15 protein-coding genes and 1 riboswitch are annotated in these 12411 nt (G+C 71.9%); of the genes, 7 read left to right on the top strand and 8 right to left on the bottom strand.

Annotated elements, in window-relative coordinates:
• Positions 1 to 216: 216 nt before the first annotated feature.
• The 3 genes from bioD to bioB are packed head-to-tail and all read right to left on the bottom strand — an operon-like array spanning position 217 to position 3501.
• A complete protein-coding gene (gene bioD, locus AB0J04_RS43540; protein WP_363174257.1) occupies positions 217 to 990 on the bottom strand; it encodes a dethiobiotin synthase in 774 nt (257 codons plus the stop codon).
• Positions 991 to 992: 2 nt separating this feature from the next.
• Positions 993 to 2282 (bottom strand): adenosylmethionine--8-amino-7-oxononanoate transaminase, encoded by a 1290-nt coding sequence (locus AB0J04_RS43535; RefSeq protein WP_363174256.1) that lies wholly within the window; start codon positions 2280 to 2282, stop codon positions 993 to 995.
• Positions 2275 to 3501, bottom strand: a complete 1227-nt coding sequence (gene bioB, locus AB0J04_RS43530) for a biotin synthase BioB (protein WP_363174255.1) — start codon at positions 3499 to 3501, stop codon at positions 2275 to 2277. Before bioB ends, AB0J04_RS43535 begins: the two co-directional genes overlap by 8 nt.
• A 148-nt stretch (positions 3502 to 3649) precedes the next feature.
• On the opposite strand from bioB, the gene AB0J04_RS43525 reads away from it, so the two are divergent.
• Positions 3650 to 4777 (top strand): 8-amino-7-oxononanoate synthase, encoded by a 1128-nt coding sequence (locus AB0J04_RS43525; RefSeq protein ID WP_363174254.1) that lies wholly within the window; start codon positions 3650 to 3652, stop codon positions 4775 to 4777.
• Positions 4778 to 4857: 80 nt separating this feature from the next.
• On the opposite strand, the gene AB0J04_RS43520 is transcribed toward AB0J04_RS43525, so the two are convergent.
• Both AB0J04_RS43520 and AB0J04_RS43515 read right to left on the bottom strand, forming a co-directional pair.
• Complete coding sequence (locus AB0J04_RS43520; protein ID WP_363174253.1) at positions 4858 to 5091, bottom strand: DUF397 domain-containing protein; 234 nt, start codon at positions 5089 to 5091, stop codon at positions 4858 to 4860.
• A gap of 9 nt (positions 5092 to 5100) precedes the next feature.
• Positions 5101 to 5961, bottom strand: a complete 861-nt coding sequence (locus tag AB0J04_RS43515; protein WP_363174252.1) for a helix-turn-helix transcriptional regulator — start codon at positions 5959 to 5961, stop codon at positions 5101 to 5103.
• 213 nt (positions 5962 to 6174) lie between these two features.
• On the opposite strand from AB0J04_RS43515, the gene AB0J04_RS43510 reads away from it, so the two are divergent.
• On the top strand, positions 6175 to 6663 hold the full coding sequence (locus tag AB0J04_RS43510) for an ATP-binding protein (RefSeq protein ID WP_363174251.1): 489 nt from the start codon (positions 6175 to 6177) through the stop codon (positions 6661 to 6663).
• 38 nt (positions 6664 to 6701) lie between these two features.
• Here AB0J04_RS43510 and AB0J04_RS43505 read toward each other — a convergent pair whose 3' ends face one another.
• The 3 genes from AB0J04_RS43505 to AB0J04_RS43495 form a co-directional block, all read right to left on the bottom strand.
• On the bottom strand, positions 6702 to 7175 hold the full coding sequence (locus AB0J04_RS43505; protein WP_363174250.1) for a C40 family peptidase: 474 nt from the start codon (positions 7173 to 7175) through the stop codon (positions 6702 to 6704).
• A gap of 3 nt (positions 7176 to 7178) precedes the next feature.
• Positions 7179 to 7383: riboswitch (cyclic di-AMP (ydaO/yuaA leader) on the bottom strand.
• Positions 7384 to 7762: 379 nt separating this feature from the next.
• Entirely contained in the window at positions 7763 to 8068 is a 306-nt protein-coding gene (locus AB0J04_RS43500; protein WP_363174249.1) for a hypothetical protein, read from the bottom strand.
• A gap of 7 nt (positions 8069 to 8075) precedes the next feature.
• Positions 8076 to 8711, bottom strand: a complete 636-nt coding sequence (locus tag AB0J04_RS43495) for an ATP-dependent Clp protease proteolytic subunit (RefSeq protein ID WP_363174248.1) — start codon at positions 8709 to 8711, stop codon at positions 8076 to 8078.
• Positions 8712 to 8833: 122 nt separating this feature from the next.
• Between AB0J04_RS43495 and AB0J04_RS43490 the strand changes: the two genes are divergently transcribed.
• The 5 genes from AB0J04_RS43490 to AB0J04_RS43470 all read left to right on the top strand — a co-directional run bounded on the left by AB0J04_RS43490 (position 8834) and on the right by AB0J04_RS43470 (position 12331).
• On the top strand, positions 8834 to 9112 hold the full coding sequence (locus AB0J04_RS43490; RefSeq protein WP_363174247.1) for a type II toxin-antitoxin system Phd/YefM family antitoxin: 279 nt from the start codon (positions 8834 to 8836) through the stop codon (positions 9110 to 9112).
• A 168-nt stretch (positions 9113 to 9280) separates the two neighbouring features.
• On the top strand, positions 9281 to 9583 hold the full coding sequence (locus AB0J04_RS43485) for an urease subunit gamma (RefSeq protein ID WP_101408483.1): 303 nt from the start codon (positions 9281 to 9283) through the stop codon (positions 9581 to 9583).
• 10 nt (positions 9584 to 9593) lie between these two features.
• Positions 9594 to 9905, top strand: a complete 312-nt coding sequence (locus AB0J04_RS43480; RefSeq protein ID WP_358808349.1) for an urease subunit beta — start codon at positions 9594 to 9596, stop codon at positions 9903 to 9905.
• A complete protein-coding gene (locus tag AB0J04_RS43475) occupies positions 9898 to 11619 on the top strand; it encodes an urease subunit alpha (RefSeq protein WP_363174246.1) in 1722 nt (573 codons plus the stop codon). The genes AB0J04_RS43480 and AB0J04_RS43475 overlap by 8 nt, the downstream gene beginning before the upstream one ends.
• Positions 11620 to 11656: 37 nt before the next feature.
• Positions 11657 to 12331: an urease accessory UreF family protein gene (locus tag AB0J04_RS43470; RefSeq protein WP_363174245.1), complete on the top strand. Its 675-nt coding sequence runs from the start codon at positions 11657 to 11659 to the stop codon at positions 12329 to 12331.
• Positions 12332 to 12411: the final 80 nt, after the last annotated feature.

Genomic DNA, 12411 nt, shown 5'->3' with positions numbered 1-12411 from the left:
AGTACGTCCAGTACGAGGACTTCCGGCCGGCACGCCGAGAGCACGCACCGGACGCCGCTCCTTGACGGGCAAACGTTGCCTGCCGCGGCACTAGAACCTGTCCGGCGGATCATGCCGCAGACGTGGGATCCGGCACGCCGATCTGCGGCGTTGTCGTCGGTTGCCGACTCCCCCACTCTCGCCGGCGCTCGAGCGGGGGGACCCCCATGACCCCGCTCACCTGGGCTGATCAGTCGCCGCTGCTTTCCTGCGACTTGATCCGCCGGACAGGCCCCAGCCAGTCGCCCTCGCGCGGAACGCCTCCGCCTCCCACGTCCCGTCCAGCCGCGGTGCCAGCCAACTCGGGGCCGCGGCACGGAAGTCGGCGGGCGGGAGCGTGCCGACGCCTGCGGGCAGCGCCCCCAGCAGCGGCGCTCCGGCCACCTCCGGCAGGTCCGCGACGTTGCAACGGCAGGCGAGGTCGGGGGAGTCGGGCCAGCTGCCGATGACGACCCCGAACAACTGGACTCTCCGGGAGCGCAGTTCACGGGCCGTCAGTTCCGTGGTGTTCAGCGTGCCCAGTCCCGCCGAGGCCACGACCAGCACCGGCGCCCGCAGCGACTGCGCCGCGTCGGCCAGCGTGCCGCCCGCCTCGTCGAACCGCACGAGCAGCCCGCCCGCTCCCTCGACGAGCACCAGGTCGTGCTCCGCGGCCAGCTTCCGGGCCGCCTCCACCACGTCGTGCGGCCGCACCGGCGCCAGGCCCGCCCGCCGGGCCGCCGTCGCCGGCGCCAACGGCTCGGGATAGCGGGCGAGTTCGGCCGTGGTGAGCGCGCCCGCGAGCCGCGCGACCTCCTCGGCGTCCCCGGGCTCGTCCGGCCGTACGCCGGTCTGCGCGGGCTTCAGCACGGCCACCGACCGGCCCGCCGCCAGCGCCGACGCGGCGACCGCGGCCGTCGCGACCGTCTTGCCGACCTCCGTGCCCGTCCCCGTGATCACCAGGATCGGCATGCTCATCCCTCCCGCGCGGCGGCGCACACCGCGCGCGCGATCCGTGCCACATCGGCGTCACCGGTGACGTACGGCGGCATCGTGTACACCAGATCGCGGAACGGCCGCAGCCAGACGCCCGCGCGCACGGCGGCCTCCGTGGCCGCCTTCATGTCCACCTCATGGTCGAGCTGGACGACCCCGATCGCGCCCAGGACCCGGACGTCCCGCACCCCGGGGAGCTCCAGGGCGGGCGCCAGCCCGTCCCGCAGGCCCGCCTCGATCCGCTTGACCTCCGCGAGCCAGTCCTGCCCGAGCAGCAGCTCGATCGAGGCGCAGGCGACGGCGGCGGCGAGCGGGTTGCCCATGAACGTCGGGCCGTGCGCCAGCACCGGCACATCGCCCCGCGAGATCCCGTCGGCCACCCGGGACGTGCACAGGGCCGCCGCCATCGTGAGATAGCCGCCGGTCAGCGCCTTGCCGACGCACATCACGTCCGGCGTCACCGCGGCGTGCTCCGCCGCGAACAGCGCGCCCGTGCGGCCGAACCCGGTCGCGATCTCGTCGAACACCAGCAGCACGTCGTGCGCGTCGCACGCCTCGCGCAGCACCCGCAGATAGGCGGGGGAGTGGAACCGCATCCCGCCGGCCCCCTGCACCACCGGCTCCACGATGACCGCGGCCAGTTCGTCGGCGTGCCGCTCGATCGCCGCGCGCAGCAGGTCGGCGTACGCCTCCTCGTACGCGACCGGAGGCGGGTCGACGAAGACCTGCCGGGGCAGCACCCCGGTCCACAGGTCGTGCATCCCGCCCTCGGGGTCGCACACGGACATCGGCTGCCAGGTGTCGCCGTGGTAGCCGCCGCGCCAGGTCAGCAGCCGCTGCTTGGCCGGGCGGCCCAGCGAACGCCAGTACTGGAGGCACATCTTCACCGCGACCTCGACCGACACCGACCCCGAGTCGGCCAGGAAGACATGCTCCAGGCCCTCGGGCGACATGTCGACAAGCAGCTTCGCCAGCCGGACGGCGGGCTCGTGCGTGAGCCCGCCGAACATCACGTGGCTCATCCGGCCCAACTGCTCGCGCACGGCCTCGTCGAGCACCGGGTGGCGGTAGCCGTGGATCGCCGACCACCACGACGACATGCCGTCGACCAGCTCGCCCGAGCCGTCCGCCGGCCGCAGCCGCACCCCGCTCGCCGACTCCACGACGAGCGGGTCCACCCGGCCGGGCATCGGCCCGTACGGATGCCAGACGTGCCGCCGGTCGAGCTCCAGCAGCTCCGGGACGTCGAACGAGGGCAGCTCAGGCATTGGGCGCGAGATCGGTGCCGGCGCCCCGACGGCGCACGGCGACCAGGTCCGTACGGGGCTCGCTCGCGGCCGGCGCGGCAGCCGCCGTCCCGCAGACACCGCCGCCCTCGTGCGACCCGCAGCCACCGCCCTCGTGCGACCCGCAGCCGCCCCCCTCGTGCGATCCGCACCCGGCGTCGGCGTGCGAACCGCAGCCGCCGCCACCGTCCGCCGTCACCCGGTGCTCCGGCAGGGTGACCTGCTCCGCGCCCTCCACCTCGAACCCGGCGTCCGCGATCATCTCAAGGTCGGCCTTGCCGGCCTGGCCCTCGGTGGTGAGGTAGTCGCCGAGGAAGATCGAGTTGGCCAGGTGCAGGGCGAGCGGCTGCATCGAGCGCAGATGGACCTCGCGGCCGCCCGCGATGCGCACCTCGACGTCCGGGCACACGAACCGCACCATCGCCAGGATCCGCAGACAGCGCTGCGGGGTGAGGTTCCACTCCTTGGCCAGCGGGGTGCCCTCGACCGGGATGAGGAAGTTGACCGGCACCGAGTCCGGGTCCAGCTCGCGCAGCGAGAAGACGACGTCCACCAGGTCCTCGTCCGACTCGCCCATGCCGGCGATCAGACCCGAGCAGGCCGACAGACCGGCCGCGTGCGCCTTCTGGACCGTGTCCACCCGGTCGGCGTAGGTGTGGGTGGTGGTGATCTCGCCGTAGGTCGACTCGGACGTGTTCAGGTTGTGGTTGTAGGCGTCGGCGCCCGCCTCGCGCAGCCGCTCGGCCTGGCCGTCGGAGAGCAGCCCCAGACAGGCGCACACCTCGACGCCCTCGTTCTGGTCCTTGATCGCCTTGATGGTGCCCGCGACCCGGTCCACGTCCCGGTCCGTCGGGCCGCGCCCGGACGCCACCAGGCAGACCCGCTTGGCCCCGCCGGCCAGCCCGGCGGCCGCGGCCCTGGAGGCCTCGTCGGGCTTGAGCCAGGCGTACTTCAGGATCCCGGCCGTGGAGCCGAGCCGCTGGGAGCAGTAGGAGCAGTCCTCGGGGCACAGCCCCGACTTGAGGTTGACGAGGTAGTTGAGCTTCACCCGGCGCCCGAACCACTGCCGGCGCACCTTGCCGGCCGCGGCCACCACATCGAGCACGTCGTCGTCGGAAGTGGCGAGGACGGCCAGCGCTTCCTCGCGGGTCGGCAGCTCGCGCCGAAGCCCCTTGTCCACCAGCGTGTTCAGCAGGTCCATGAGAGCCGATCCTGTCCTACGCACCTGCTTCGGGCCAAGGTAGGGATCGCACAACACACCCGGTTCGACGTGTGGGTATTGCCACACCGTGGGTGGGCGGCCCGGCCGCTAGGGTCTGTCCGCTACCTACAAAATCCCCGGAGGACCCATGGCGTTCGGCTGGATCGACGAGCAGGCGGAGCTGCGCCGCCGGGCCGGACTCGTACGGACGCTGCGGCCCCGTCCGGCCGACTCGCCGCTCCTCGACCTCGCGAGCAACGACTACCTGGGCCTGGCCCGCCATCCCGAGGTCGTCGAGGGGGCCGCGGCGGCCGCCCGGACCTGGGGCGGCGGCGCGACCGGCTCCCGGCTCGTCACCGGCACCACGGAGCTGCACGGCGAGCTGGAGCGGGAGCTGGCGGAGCACTGCGGGTTCGAGGCGGCCCTGGTCTTCTCCTCCGGGTACGCGGCCAACCTCGCCGCGATCACCGCGCTGGCCCCGCACGGCTCGCTGATCGTCTCCGACGCGGGCAACCACGCCTCGCTCATCGACGGCTGCCGGCTGGCCCGCGGCACCGCCCAGGTCGTCGGGCACGCCGACCCGGACGCGGTGCGCAAGGCGCTCGGCACCCATGAGGGACCGGCCGTGGCCGTCTCCGACACCGTCTTCTCGGTCGACGGAGACGCCGCCCCGCTGGCCGCCCTCGCGGCCGCCTGCCGGGCGCACGGCGCCGGACTGGTCCTCGACGACGCCCACGGCCTCGGCGTGCTCGGGGACGGCGGACAGGGCGCTCCCCACGCGGCGGGTCTCGCGGGCGCCGACGACGTCGTCGTCACGGTCACGCTGTCCAAGTCGCTCGGCAGCCAGGGCGGCGCGGTGCTGGGCCCCGCGCGCGTGATCGACCATCTGGTGAACGCGGCCCGCACGTTCATCTTCGACACGGGCCTGGCCCCGGCGGCGGCGGGCGCGGCCCTGGCGGCCCTGCGGCTGCTGCGCGGGGAGCCGCAGCGGGCGTCACGCGCGCGTGCGGTGGCGGGCGAGCTGCACGCACGCCTGACGGCCGCGGGCCTGGAAGCGGTGCGTCCGGACGCCGCGGTCGTCTCCGTGCGTGCGCCGTCCCCGGAGGAGGCCGTGCAGTGGGCGGCGGACTGCCGCTCGGCAGGCCTGGCCGTGGGCTGCTTCCGTCCTCCCTCCGTGCCCGACGGCATCTCACGCCTCAGGCTGACCGCCCGGGCCGACCTCTCCGGGGCCGAGCTGGAACGCGCTGTACGGGTGATCGGCGAGACGCGACCATGAGTCGGCGTGACACGGCCGTGGGTCGCCGCTGACTGGTGGGTCGGTCGCCGCTGACGGGTGCGCCGACTACTGCGGTGCGGTCAGCGCAACGCGGCGGTGAAACCCGTCCAGCTCTCGGGGGAGAAGAGCAGGGCGGGGCCGGCCGGGTCCTTGGAGTCGCGTACGGCGAGCAGACCGGCCCAGGGGCCTGCGGCCGGCCGGGCCGTCTCGACGCAGTTGTTCGCTCCCGTGCTGTAGCTGCTGCGCAGCCACAGCACAGCCGGGAGCTGGTCGGGATCGGTACTGGAAGGTACGTTCCGCGGTACTGCGGACATGGTGCCTCCTTACGCGCCGCCTGCTATCGCGGCGATGTAATCCGATGAGTCCCCGGGCGAAAGGGCATGCGCCCGAAGGGCGTTGAAGGCCTCGGTGTAGGCCTCGAGGTGTTCTTTCCGTTCCAGATAGAGGCTACTCGTCAAGTGGTCGAGAACAACCACATCCAGATCAGAAGTGCGCGAAAATGAGAAGATAACGAAAGGTCCGGTTACGCCGATATGCGCCCCGGCGGCGAACGGAAGGACCTGTAGCCGCACTTGGGGCAGTCGGGCGGCCTCCACGAGCCGGCCGAGCTGTTGCGCCATCACCTCGGGGCCGCCCACCTCCCGCCGCAGCACCGCCTCGTCCAGCACCGCGTTCAGCTCCAGCGGCGGCTGCGCGCGCAGCACGTCCTGCCGGGCCAGTCGCACCGCGACCAGCGTGTCGAGCTGCTCCTCCGTGACGCCCTCCACCGCGGCCCTGGTCACCGCGCGGGCGTACTCGGGAGTCTGCAACAGCCCCGGTACCACACTTGTCTCCAGCGTGCGCATCGCGCTCGCCTGGGATTCCAGGCTGATGAAGTCCCGGTAGGTGGGCGGCAGCACCCCGCGGTAGGCGTGCCACCAGTGGTCCCGGCCGCCGCTGCCGTCGGCGCCGGCCAACGCCAGCATCAGCTCCCGCAGTTGCGGATCGGCCACCCCGTAGGCGTCGAGGAGTAACCGCACATCGGCCGGTTTTGACCCACTGGTGCCCGTCTCGATGCGGCTCACCTTGGACTGGTGCCAGCCCACGAGCCGGGCGGCCTCACCACTGGTGAGGCCCGCATGGGCGCGCAGATTGCGCAGTTCGGCGCCCAGCTTCCGGCGGCGTACCGCGGGTCCGTGCTGCACGGGCTCCTCCTTACTCCTTACGGGCCGTCCAAATACGCTCTGCCGTCGCAGAGTTCACCGCATTGAGCGACAGATATATGCATATCTTGGTGGATCGCCACCCGTGACCGGCGCGGTAATGGCAGTCTGGCGAAGAAGCACCAGTCCGGGACCGTACTCGAACCTTCCGCTCCGTGTCGGACCCCGGTCCCATGGGAAAGGGACGACGTCGCCATGGCAGATCACCTGGAAGCATCCGTCATTCTGCCGAGCGATCCCGCCTCGGTCTCCACAGCCCGCGGTTTCGTGGCCGGCACCCTCGGAGAATGGGGTCTGCCGGCGGACACGGAGACGGCCGACGCCATCTTGCTGATCGTCTCGGAACTCACCACCAACGCCGTACAGCACACCTTCGGTCAGTCACCCACCTTCACGGTGGACCTCGTCCTCGACCGTGACGAACACTTGCGCATCGGTGTCACCGACAGCCACCCGCGTTTCCCCAAACGACTGCCGGCCGCCGTCCAGCAGGACAACGGCCGAGGCATGGTGATCATTCGCTGGCTGACCGCGGAGTGCGGCGGCAAGCTCAGAGTGCGGCCCACCCGGGAGGGCGGCAAGACGGTCACCGTCGAACTCCCGTGGACGTCCGCGGCGGCGGAGCCGGTGGCCGGAGCCCTGGCGGCACAAGCCCCGGCGGAGGGCGAGATCCCGGGGCGATGACGGCGCGTCCGGACGCCGCCACCGCCTCGGACAGGTCCTTAGCGGACCCGGCCGTACCAGACGCTCTTGGTCCAGATCTTCTGCAGTTTCACCACGTCTCCGGTCTTCGGCGAGTGCCAGATCTTGCCGTTGCCCGCGTAGATCCCGACGTGGTACACGTTCGAACCCGAGTGGAAGAAGACCAGGTCGCCTGCCTTGCGGCTCGACGCCGAGATGTGCTTGGTCTTGTTGTACTGCTGTGCCGCCGTACGCGGCAGGCTCTTGCCCGCCTTCTTGTACGAGTACAGCGTGAGCCCCGAGCAGTCGAACCTCTTCGGTCCGGTGGCCCCGTACTTGTACGGTGCGCCCTTCTTGGAGGCCGCGATCTGGAGCGCCTTCGTCGCCGGTGTGGCGGCCGCGGCGTCCGAGGCGAGCCCCGGGACCACGATCGTGCCGCCCACAGCGGCGATGGCGAACGCCGAGGCCGTACCGGCCCGGACCATGAGCGACGGGACACGATTGAGCGCAGTCATGCGCAACCCTTCGTCAGCCGCCTGTGAAGGATGACCTGTCGGATTCGGGCTGACAAAGTTGCCCGGCCGCAACTGCGGCTTCACCCCAAGGGCTGCTCGGCCCGGCGCCTCCCATGCGGAGACGATCGTTCCGGCGACCCGTCGTGCCTGGGTCCTCCACTCCTGCCGATGCACTTCTGTCGACCGGGCATCCGGGCGGCGGCAGGACTCGGCGTCCGCCCGGACCGCCCCGCCGCTTGTGGCGGGGGCTTGTCGTCAGTCAGGGATCTTGGCTCACTCATGTCCGAAAAACCCAACGGAACCGGGGATTTGTGGGGTTACTCACCACTCACCCGTTCGGGTGGACACCCTGATGGCCGATCAGCTGTCAAGGACGCCAAAGGGCCCCGGACCAGCGACGGAGCCTTTTGTTCCGCCCGAAAAGAACGCTTTTGCGCAACTCCGGCGAGCCCGAAAAGCAACGGCCGCTACGCCGAACGGGGGTAACCCGTCCGGTCCGTTTCAACTCCGGTCCGGACGTCTCGTTCGGGGCGCGCGCCGCCCGGACCGGAGCGCGGCCCGCGTCGGCTGCCGGGCCGGACGCCGGGTCAACTGTCGGAGAGCGGAGGCACCGTGACGCGCGCCGTCCGGCGCTCCCCGTCCAGGACGCGCAGCGCCCGCGCGAGGGTCGGCGCGTGCAGCTCGCTCTCGCCCCGCTGGTGCATCAGCGTCAGCGCGTCGCGCAGCGCGGTCGCCTTGGCCACCAGCGCCTGGGCCGCGCGCAGTCCGCGGTAGGTGTCCCCGTGGTGGGCGGGGTTGATCCGGCCGAGCAGGTCGACCACGTCCAGGTAACCGTCGATCAACTCGGCCTCTGCGTGCGTCAGGGCGGGCAGCGGCGGAAGTTCGGGCACCATCGGCGGCTCACCTCCCGCCCTGCGTGCCGGCCGCGGGCCTGCGGCTCGGGATGATGGCGTCCACCAGGCCGTACTCCAGGGCCTCCGGGGCGGTGAGGATCTTGTCCCGCTCGATGTCCGCGGTCACCTGCTCCGGCGTCCGCCCGGTGTGCCGGACGAGCATCTCCTCCAGGCTCGCCCGGATGCGGGCCAGCTCCTCGGCCCGGATCGCGAGATCGCTGGTCTGTCCCTCGACGGGCCCGGGCAGCGACGGCTGGCGGATCGTCATCCGCGCGCCCGGCAGTGCGAACCGCTTGCCCGGCGTGCCGGACGCGAGCAGCACGGCGGCGGACGAGCCCGCCTGGCCCAGGCAGGTCGTCTCCACGTCGCAGGTGACGTACCGGATCGTGTCGTAGAGGGCCGTCATCGCGCTGAAGGAGCCGCCGGGGGAGTTGATGTACAGCGCGATGTCCCGGTCCGGGTCCTGGTGCTCCAGGTACATGAGCTGGGCCATCACGTCGTTCGCCGAGGTGTCGTCGATCGGCGTCCCGAGGAAGACGATCCGTTCCTCCAGCAGCTTCGAGTACGGATCCATCGTCCGCGTCCCGAAGCTGGTGCGCTCGGTGAACTCGGGCAGGACATAGCGGGCGGACGGTCGGTTCATCGTGCCCCCTCCTTCGATGACTGTCGGTGCCTGTCGTGTCTGTCGGTGCTTGGCGCTGTGCGTCGAAGTCTGCCGGTATCTGTAAAAAATGTACAGGACGTACGTGACGTTAGAATGGGGTCATGGCCTACGAGATTCCGGTGACACAAGCCAGGGCTGAGCTCGCCGACCTGATCAACCGCGTGGTGTACGGCGGTGAGCGCGTCGTCGTGACACGGCACGGCAAACCTCTCGTCGCCCTCGTCTCCGCTGCCGACCTGGAGCGACTCGACGAGCTGGACCGGCCCGCGGAGGAGCCGGTGATCAGCTCGGTCTCCGCCGTGCGCGAGGTCGCGTCCGCTCCTCGCGAACAGCAGCGGTTCGGGATCGCGGCGGAACACCGGGGGCCGAACCCGAGGTGACCCTCGCAACGGCTCGCGGGACGGCCGCCGTGTCGTATACGTCACAGCTCGGTTAACTTGCTCGAAATGCGGTCCAACTAGCCTGCCCGTCCATGCCACCAGGGGCTTTTCCCCGTGGCCGCGGCAACCGGGCCCCGCACGGTCCGGAGCGAGGATGTGAGGTGGGACGTGCAACTGACCCCGCACGAGCAGGAGAGGCTGCTGATCCACGTGGCGGCCGACGTCGCCGAGAAGCGGCGGGCCCGTGGACTCAGGCTCAACCACCCGGAGGCCGTGGCCCTCATCACGTCGCACATCCTGGAAGGCGCGCGTGACGGCCGTACGGTCGCCGAGCTGATGTCCTCCGGCCGCAAGATCCTCACCCGCGACGACGTCATGGAGGGCATCCCCGAGATGATCCACGACGTGCAGGTCGAGGCCACCTTCCCGGACGGCACCAAGCTCGTCACCGTCCACGATCCGATCGTCTGAGGGGGCCGCGATGATTCCCGGAGAGATCCTGTTCGCGGACGAGCCGGTCGTCTACAACGAGGGCCGCGAGGTCACCCGGCTCACCGTGCTCAACGCCGCCGACCGGCCGGTCCAGGTCGGCTCCCACTACCACTTCGCCGAGGCCAACCCGGGCCTGGAGTTCGACCGCGCCGCCGCGCGCGGCAAGCGGCTGAACGTCGCCGCCGGCACCGCCGTGCGCTTCGAGCCCGGGCTCCCCGTCGACGTCGAACTCGTCCCCCTGGCCGGCGCCCGGGTCGTGCCCGGTCTGCGCGGGGAGACCGGAGGTGCTCTCGATGCCTGAGATCTCGCGCGGCGCGTACGCCGACCTGTTCGGCCCGACGACCGGTGACCGCATCCGGCTCGCCGACACCGACCTGCTGATCGAGATCGAGGAGGACCGCTGCGGCGGCCCCGGCCTCGCCGGTGAGGAGGCCGTCTTCGGCGGCGGCAAGGTCATCCGGGAGTCGATGGGCCAGTCCCGCGCTACGCGCGCAGACGGCACGCCCGACACCGTCATCACGGGCGCGGTCGTCGTCGACCACTGGGGTGTCGTGAAGGCCGACGTCGGCATCCGCGACGGGCGGATCACCGGCATCGGCAAGGCCGGCAACCCCGACACGATGGACGGCGTCCACCCGGACCTGGTGATCGGCCCGGAGACCGAGATCATCGCCGGCAACGGGCGGATCCTGACGGCCGGCGCGGTCGACGCGCACGTCCACTTCATCTGCCCCCAGATCGCCGACGAGGCGCTGTCCGCGGGCGTCACGACGTTGGTCGGCGGCGGCACCGGGCCCGCCGAGGGCTCGAAGGCGACCACCGTGACGCCCGGCCCGTGGCACCTCGCCCGCATGATGGAGGCGATGGAGCAGTACCCGCTGAACATCGGCTTCCTCGGCAAGGGCAACACCGTCTCGCACGAGGCGATGCTGTCGCAGATCAGGGGCGGGGCGCTGGGCCTGAAGCTGCACGAGGACTGGGGTTCGACCCCGGCCGTCATCGACGCCTCGCTGACCGTCGCCGACCGGACGGGCGTCCAGGTCGCCATCCACACGGACACCCTCAACGAGGCCGGGTTCGTGGGCGACACGCTCGCCGCGATCGCCGGCCGCGGCATCCACGCGTACCACACCGAGGGCGCCGGCGGCGGGCACGCGCCGGACATCATGACGGTCGTCTCCGAGCCGCACGTGCTGCCGAGCTCGACCAACCCGACGCGGCCGTACACGGTGAACACCGCCGAGGAACACCTCGACATGCTGATGGTGTGCCACCACCTCAACCCTGCGGTCCCCGAGGACCTCGCCTTCGCCGAGTCGCGGATCCGCCCCTCGACGATCGGCGCGGAGGACATACTCCACGACCTCGGCGCGATCTCGATCATCTCCTCCGACGCCCAGGCCATGGGCCGGGTCGGCGAGGTCATTCTGCGGACCTGGCAGACCGCGCACGTGATGAAGCGGCGCCGGGGCGCGCTGCCGGGCGACGGCCGGGCGGACAACCACCGCGTCCGCCGTTACATCGCCAAGTACACGATCAACCCGGCGCTCGCGCAGGGGCTGGCCCGCGAGGTCGGTTCGGTCGAGGGCGGCAAGCTCGCGGACCTGGTGCTGTGGGAGCCGGCGTTCTTCGGCGTCAAGCCGCATCTCGTCATCAAGGGCGGCCAGATCGCCTACGCGCAGATGGGAGACGCCAACGCGTCGATCCCCACCCCGCAGCCGATCCTGCCGCGTCCGATGTTCGGCGCGATCGGCCGCGCCCCCGCCGCCAACTCGTTCAACTTCGTGGCCCCGCTGGCGATCGAGGACGGGCTGCCGGAGCGGCTCCAGCTGGGCAAGAGGTTCGTCGCCATCGAGTCCACGCGCGCGGTGACCAAGGCGGACATGCGGGAGAACGACGCCCGGCCGCTCGTCCGGGTCGACCCCGACAGCTTCGCCGTGCACATCGACGGGGAACTGGTCGAGGCGACTCCGGCGGCCGAACTTCCCATGGCCCAGCGTTACTTCCTGTTCTGAGGGGGGCGACGGTGGCGACGGCTGTGAGGAATTCGATGTGACAAGGGCAGCACTTCTCGTCCTGGCCGACGGCCGCTTCCCCGCCGGAGGGCATGCGCACTCCGGCGGGGCGGAGGCGGCGGTGAAGGCGGGCCGGATCACCGGCGCGGCCGACCTGGAGGCCTTCTGCCGGGGCAGGCTGCACACGACCGGACTGGTGGCGGCGGCGCTGGCCGCGGCGGCGGCCGCCGGGGCGGACCCGGCGGCGCTGGACGCGGCGGCGGACGCCCGCACCCCGTCCCCGGCGCTGCGGGCAGCCGCGCGGAAACTGGGCCGACAGCTGATGCGGGCGGCCCGGGCGACCTGGCCGAGCGCCGAACTCGACGCCCTGGCGCGGGAGTTCCCCAAGGGGGCGCACCAGCCGGTGGTGCTGGGGCTGACGGCCAGGGCGGCCGGTCTGGGCCCTGCGGACGCGGCGTACTGCGCGGTCTACGAGAGCGTGAGCGGACCGGCGACGGCGGTGGTGCGGCTGCTGAGCCTCGACCCGTTCGAGGCGACGGCGGCGCTGGCCCGGCTGGCGCCGGAGCTGGACCGGGTGGTCGACCGGGCGGTGTCCGCGGGGGCGGCGGTGCCGGCGGCGGGGGTCGACGTGCTGCCGGCGGCGTCGGCGCCGTTGCTGGAGATCGGGGCGGAGGTGCATGCGGCTTGGCCGGTGCGGCTGTTCGCCTCCTAGGGGGCTTCTGATGGATCTCCGTGGGAGAAGGAGCGGCGTTCGGTGCGTGCTCTCGGTGTGCCGGGCGTCGCGACGCCGCG

The organism is Streptomyces sp. NPDC050263 (assembly GCF_040655955.1).
GTDB lineage: Bacteria > Actinomycetota > Actinomycetes > Streptomycetales > Streptomycetaceae > Streptomyces.
The sequence above is the reverse complement of the archived record's forward strand: the minus strand, read 5'-3'. Positions and strand labels throughout refer to the sequence as shown.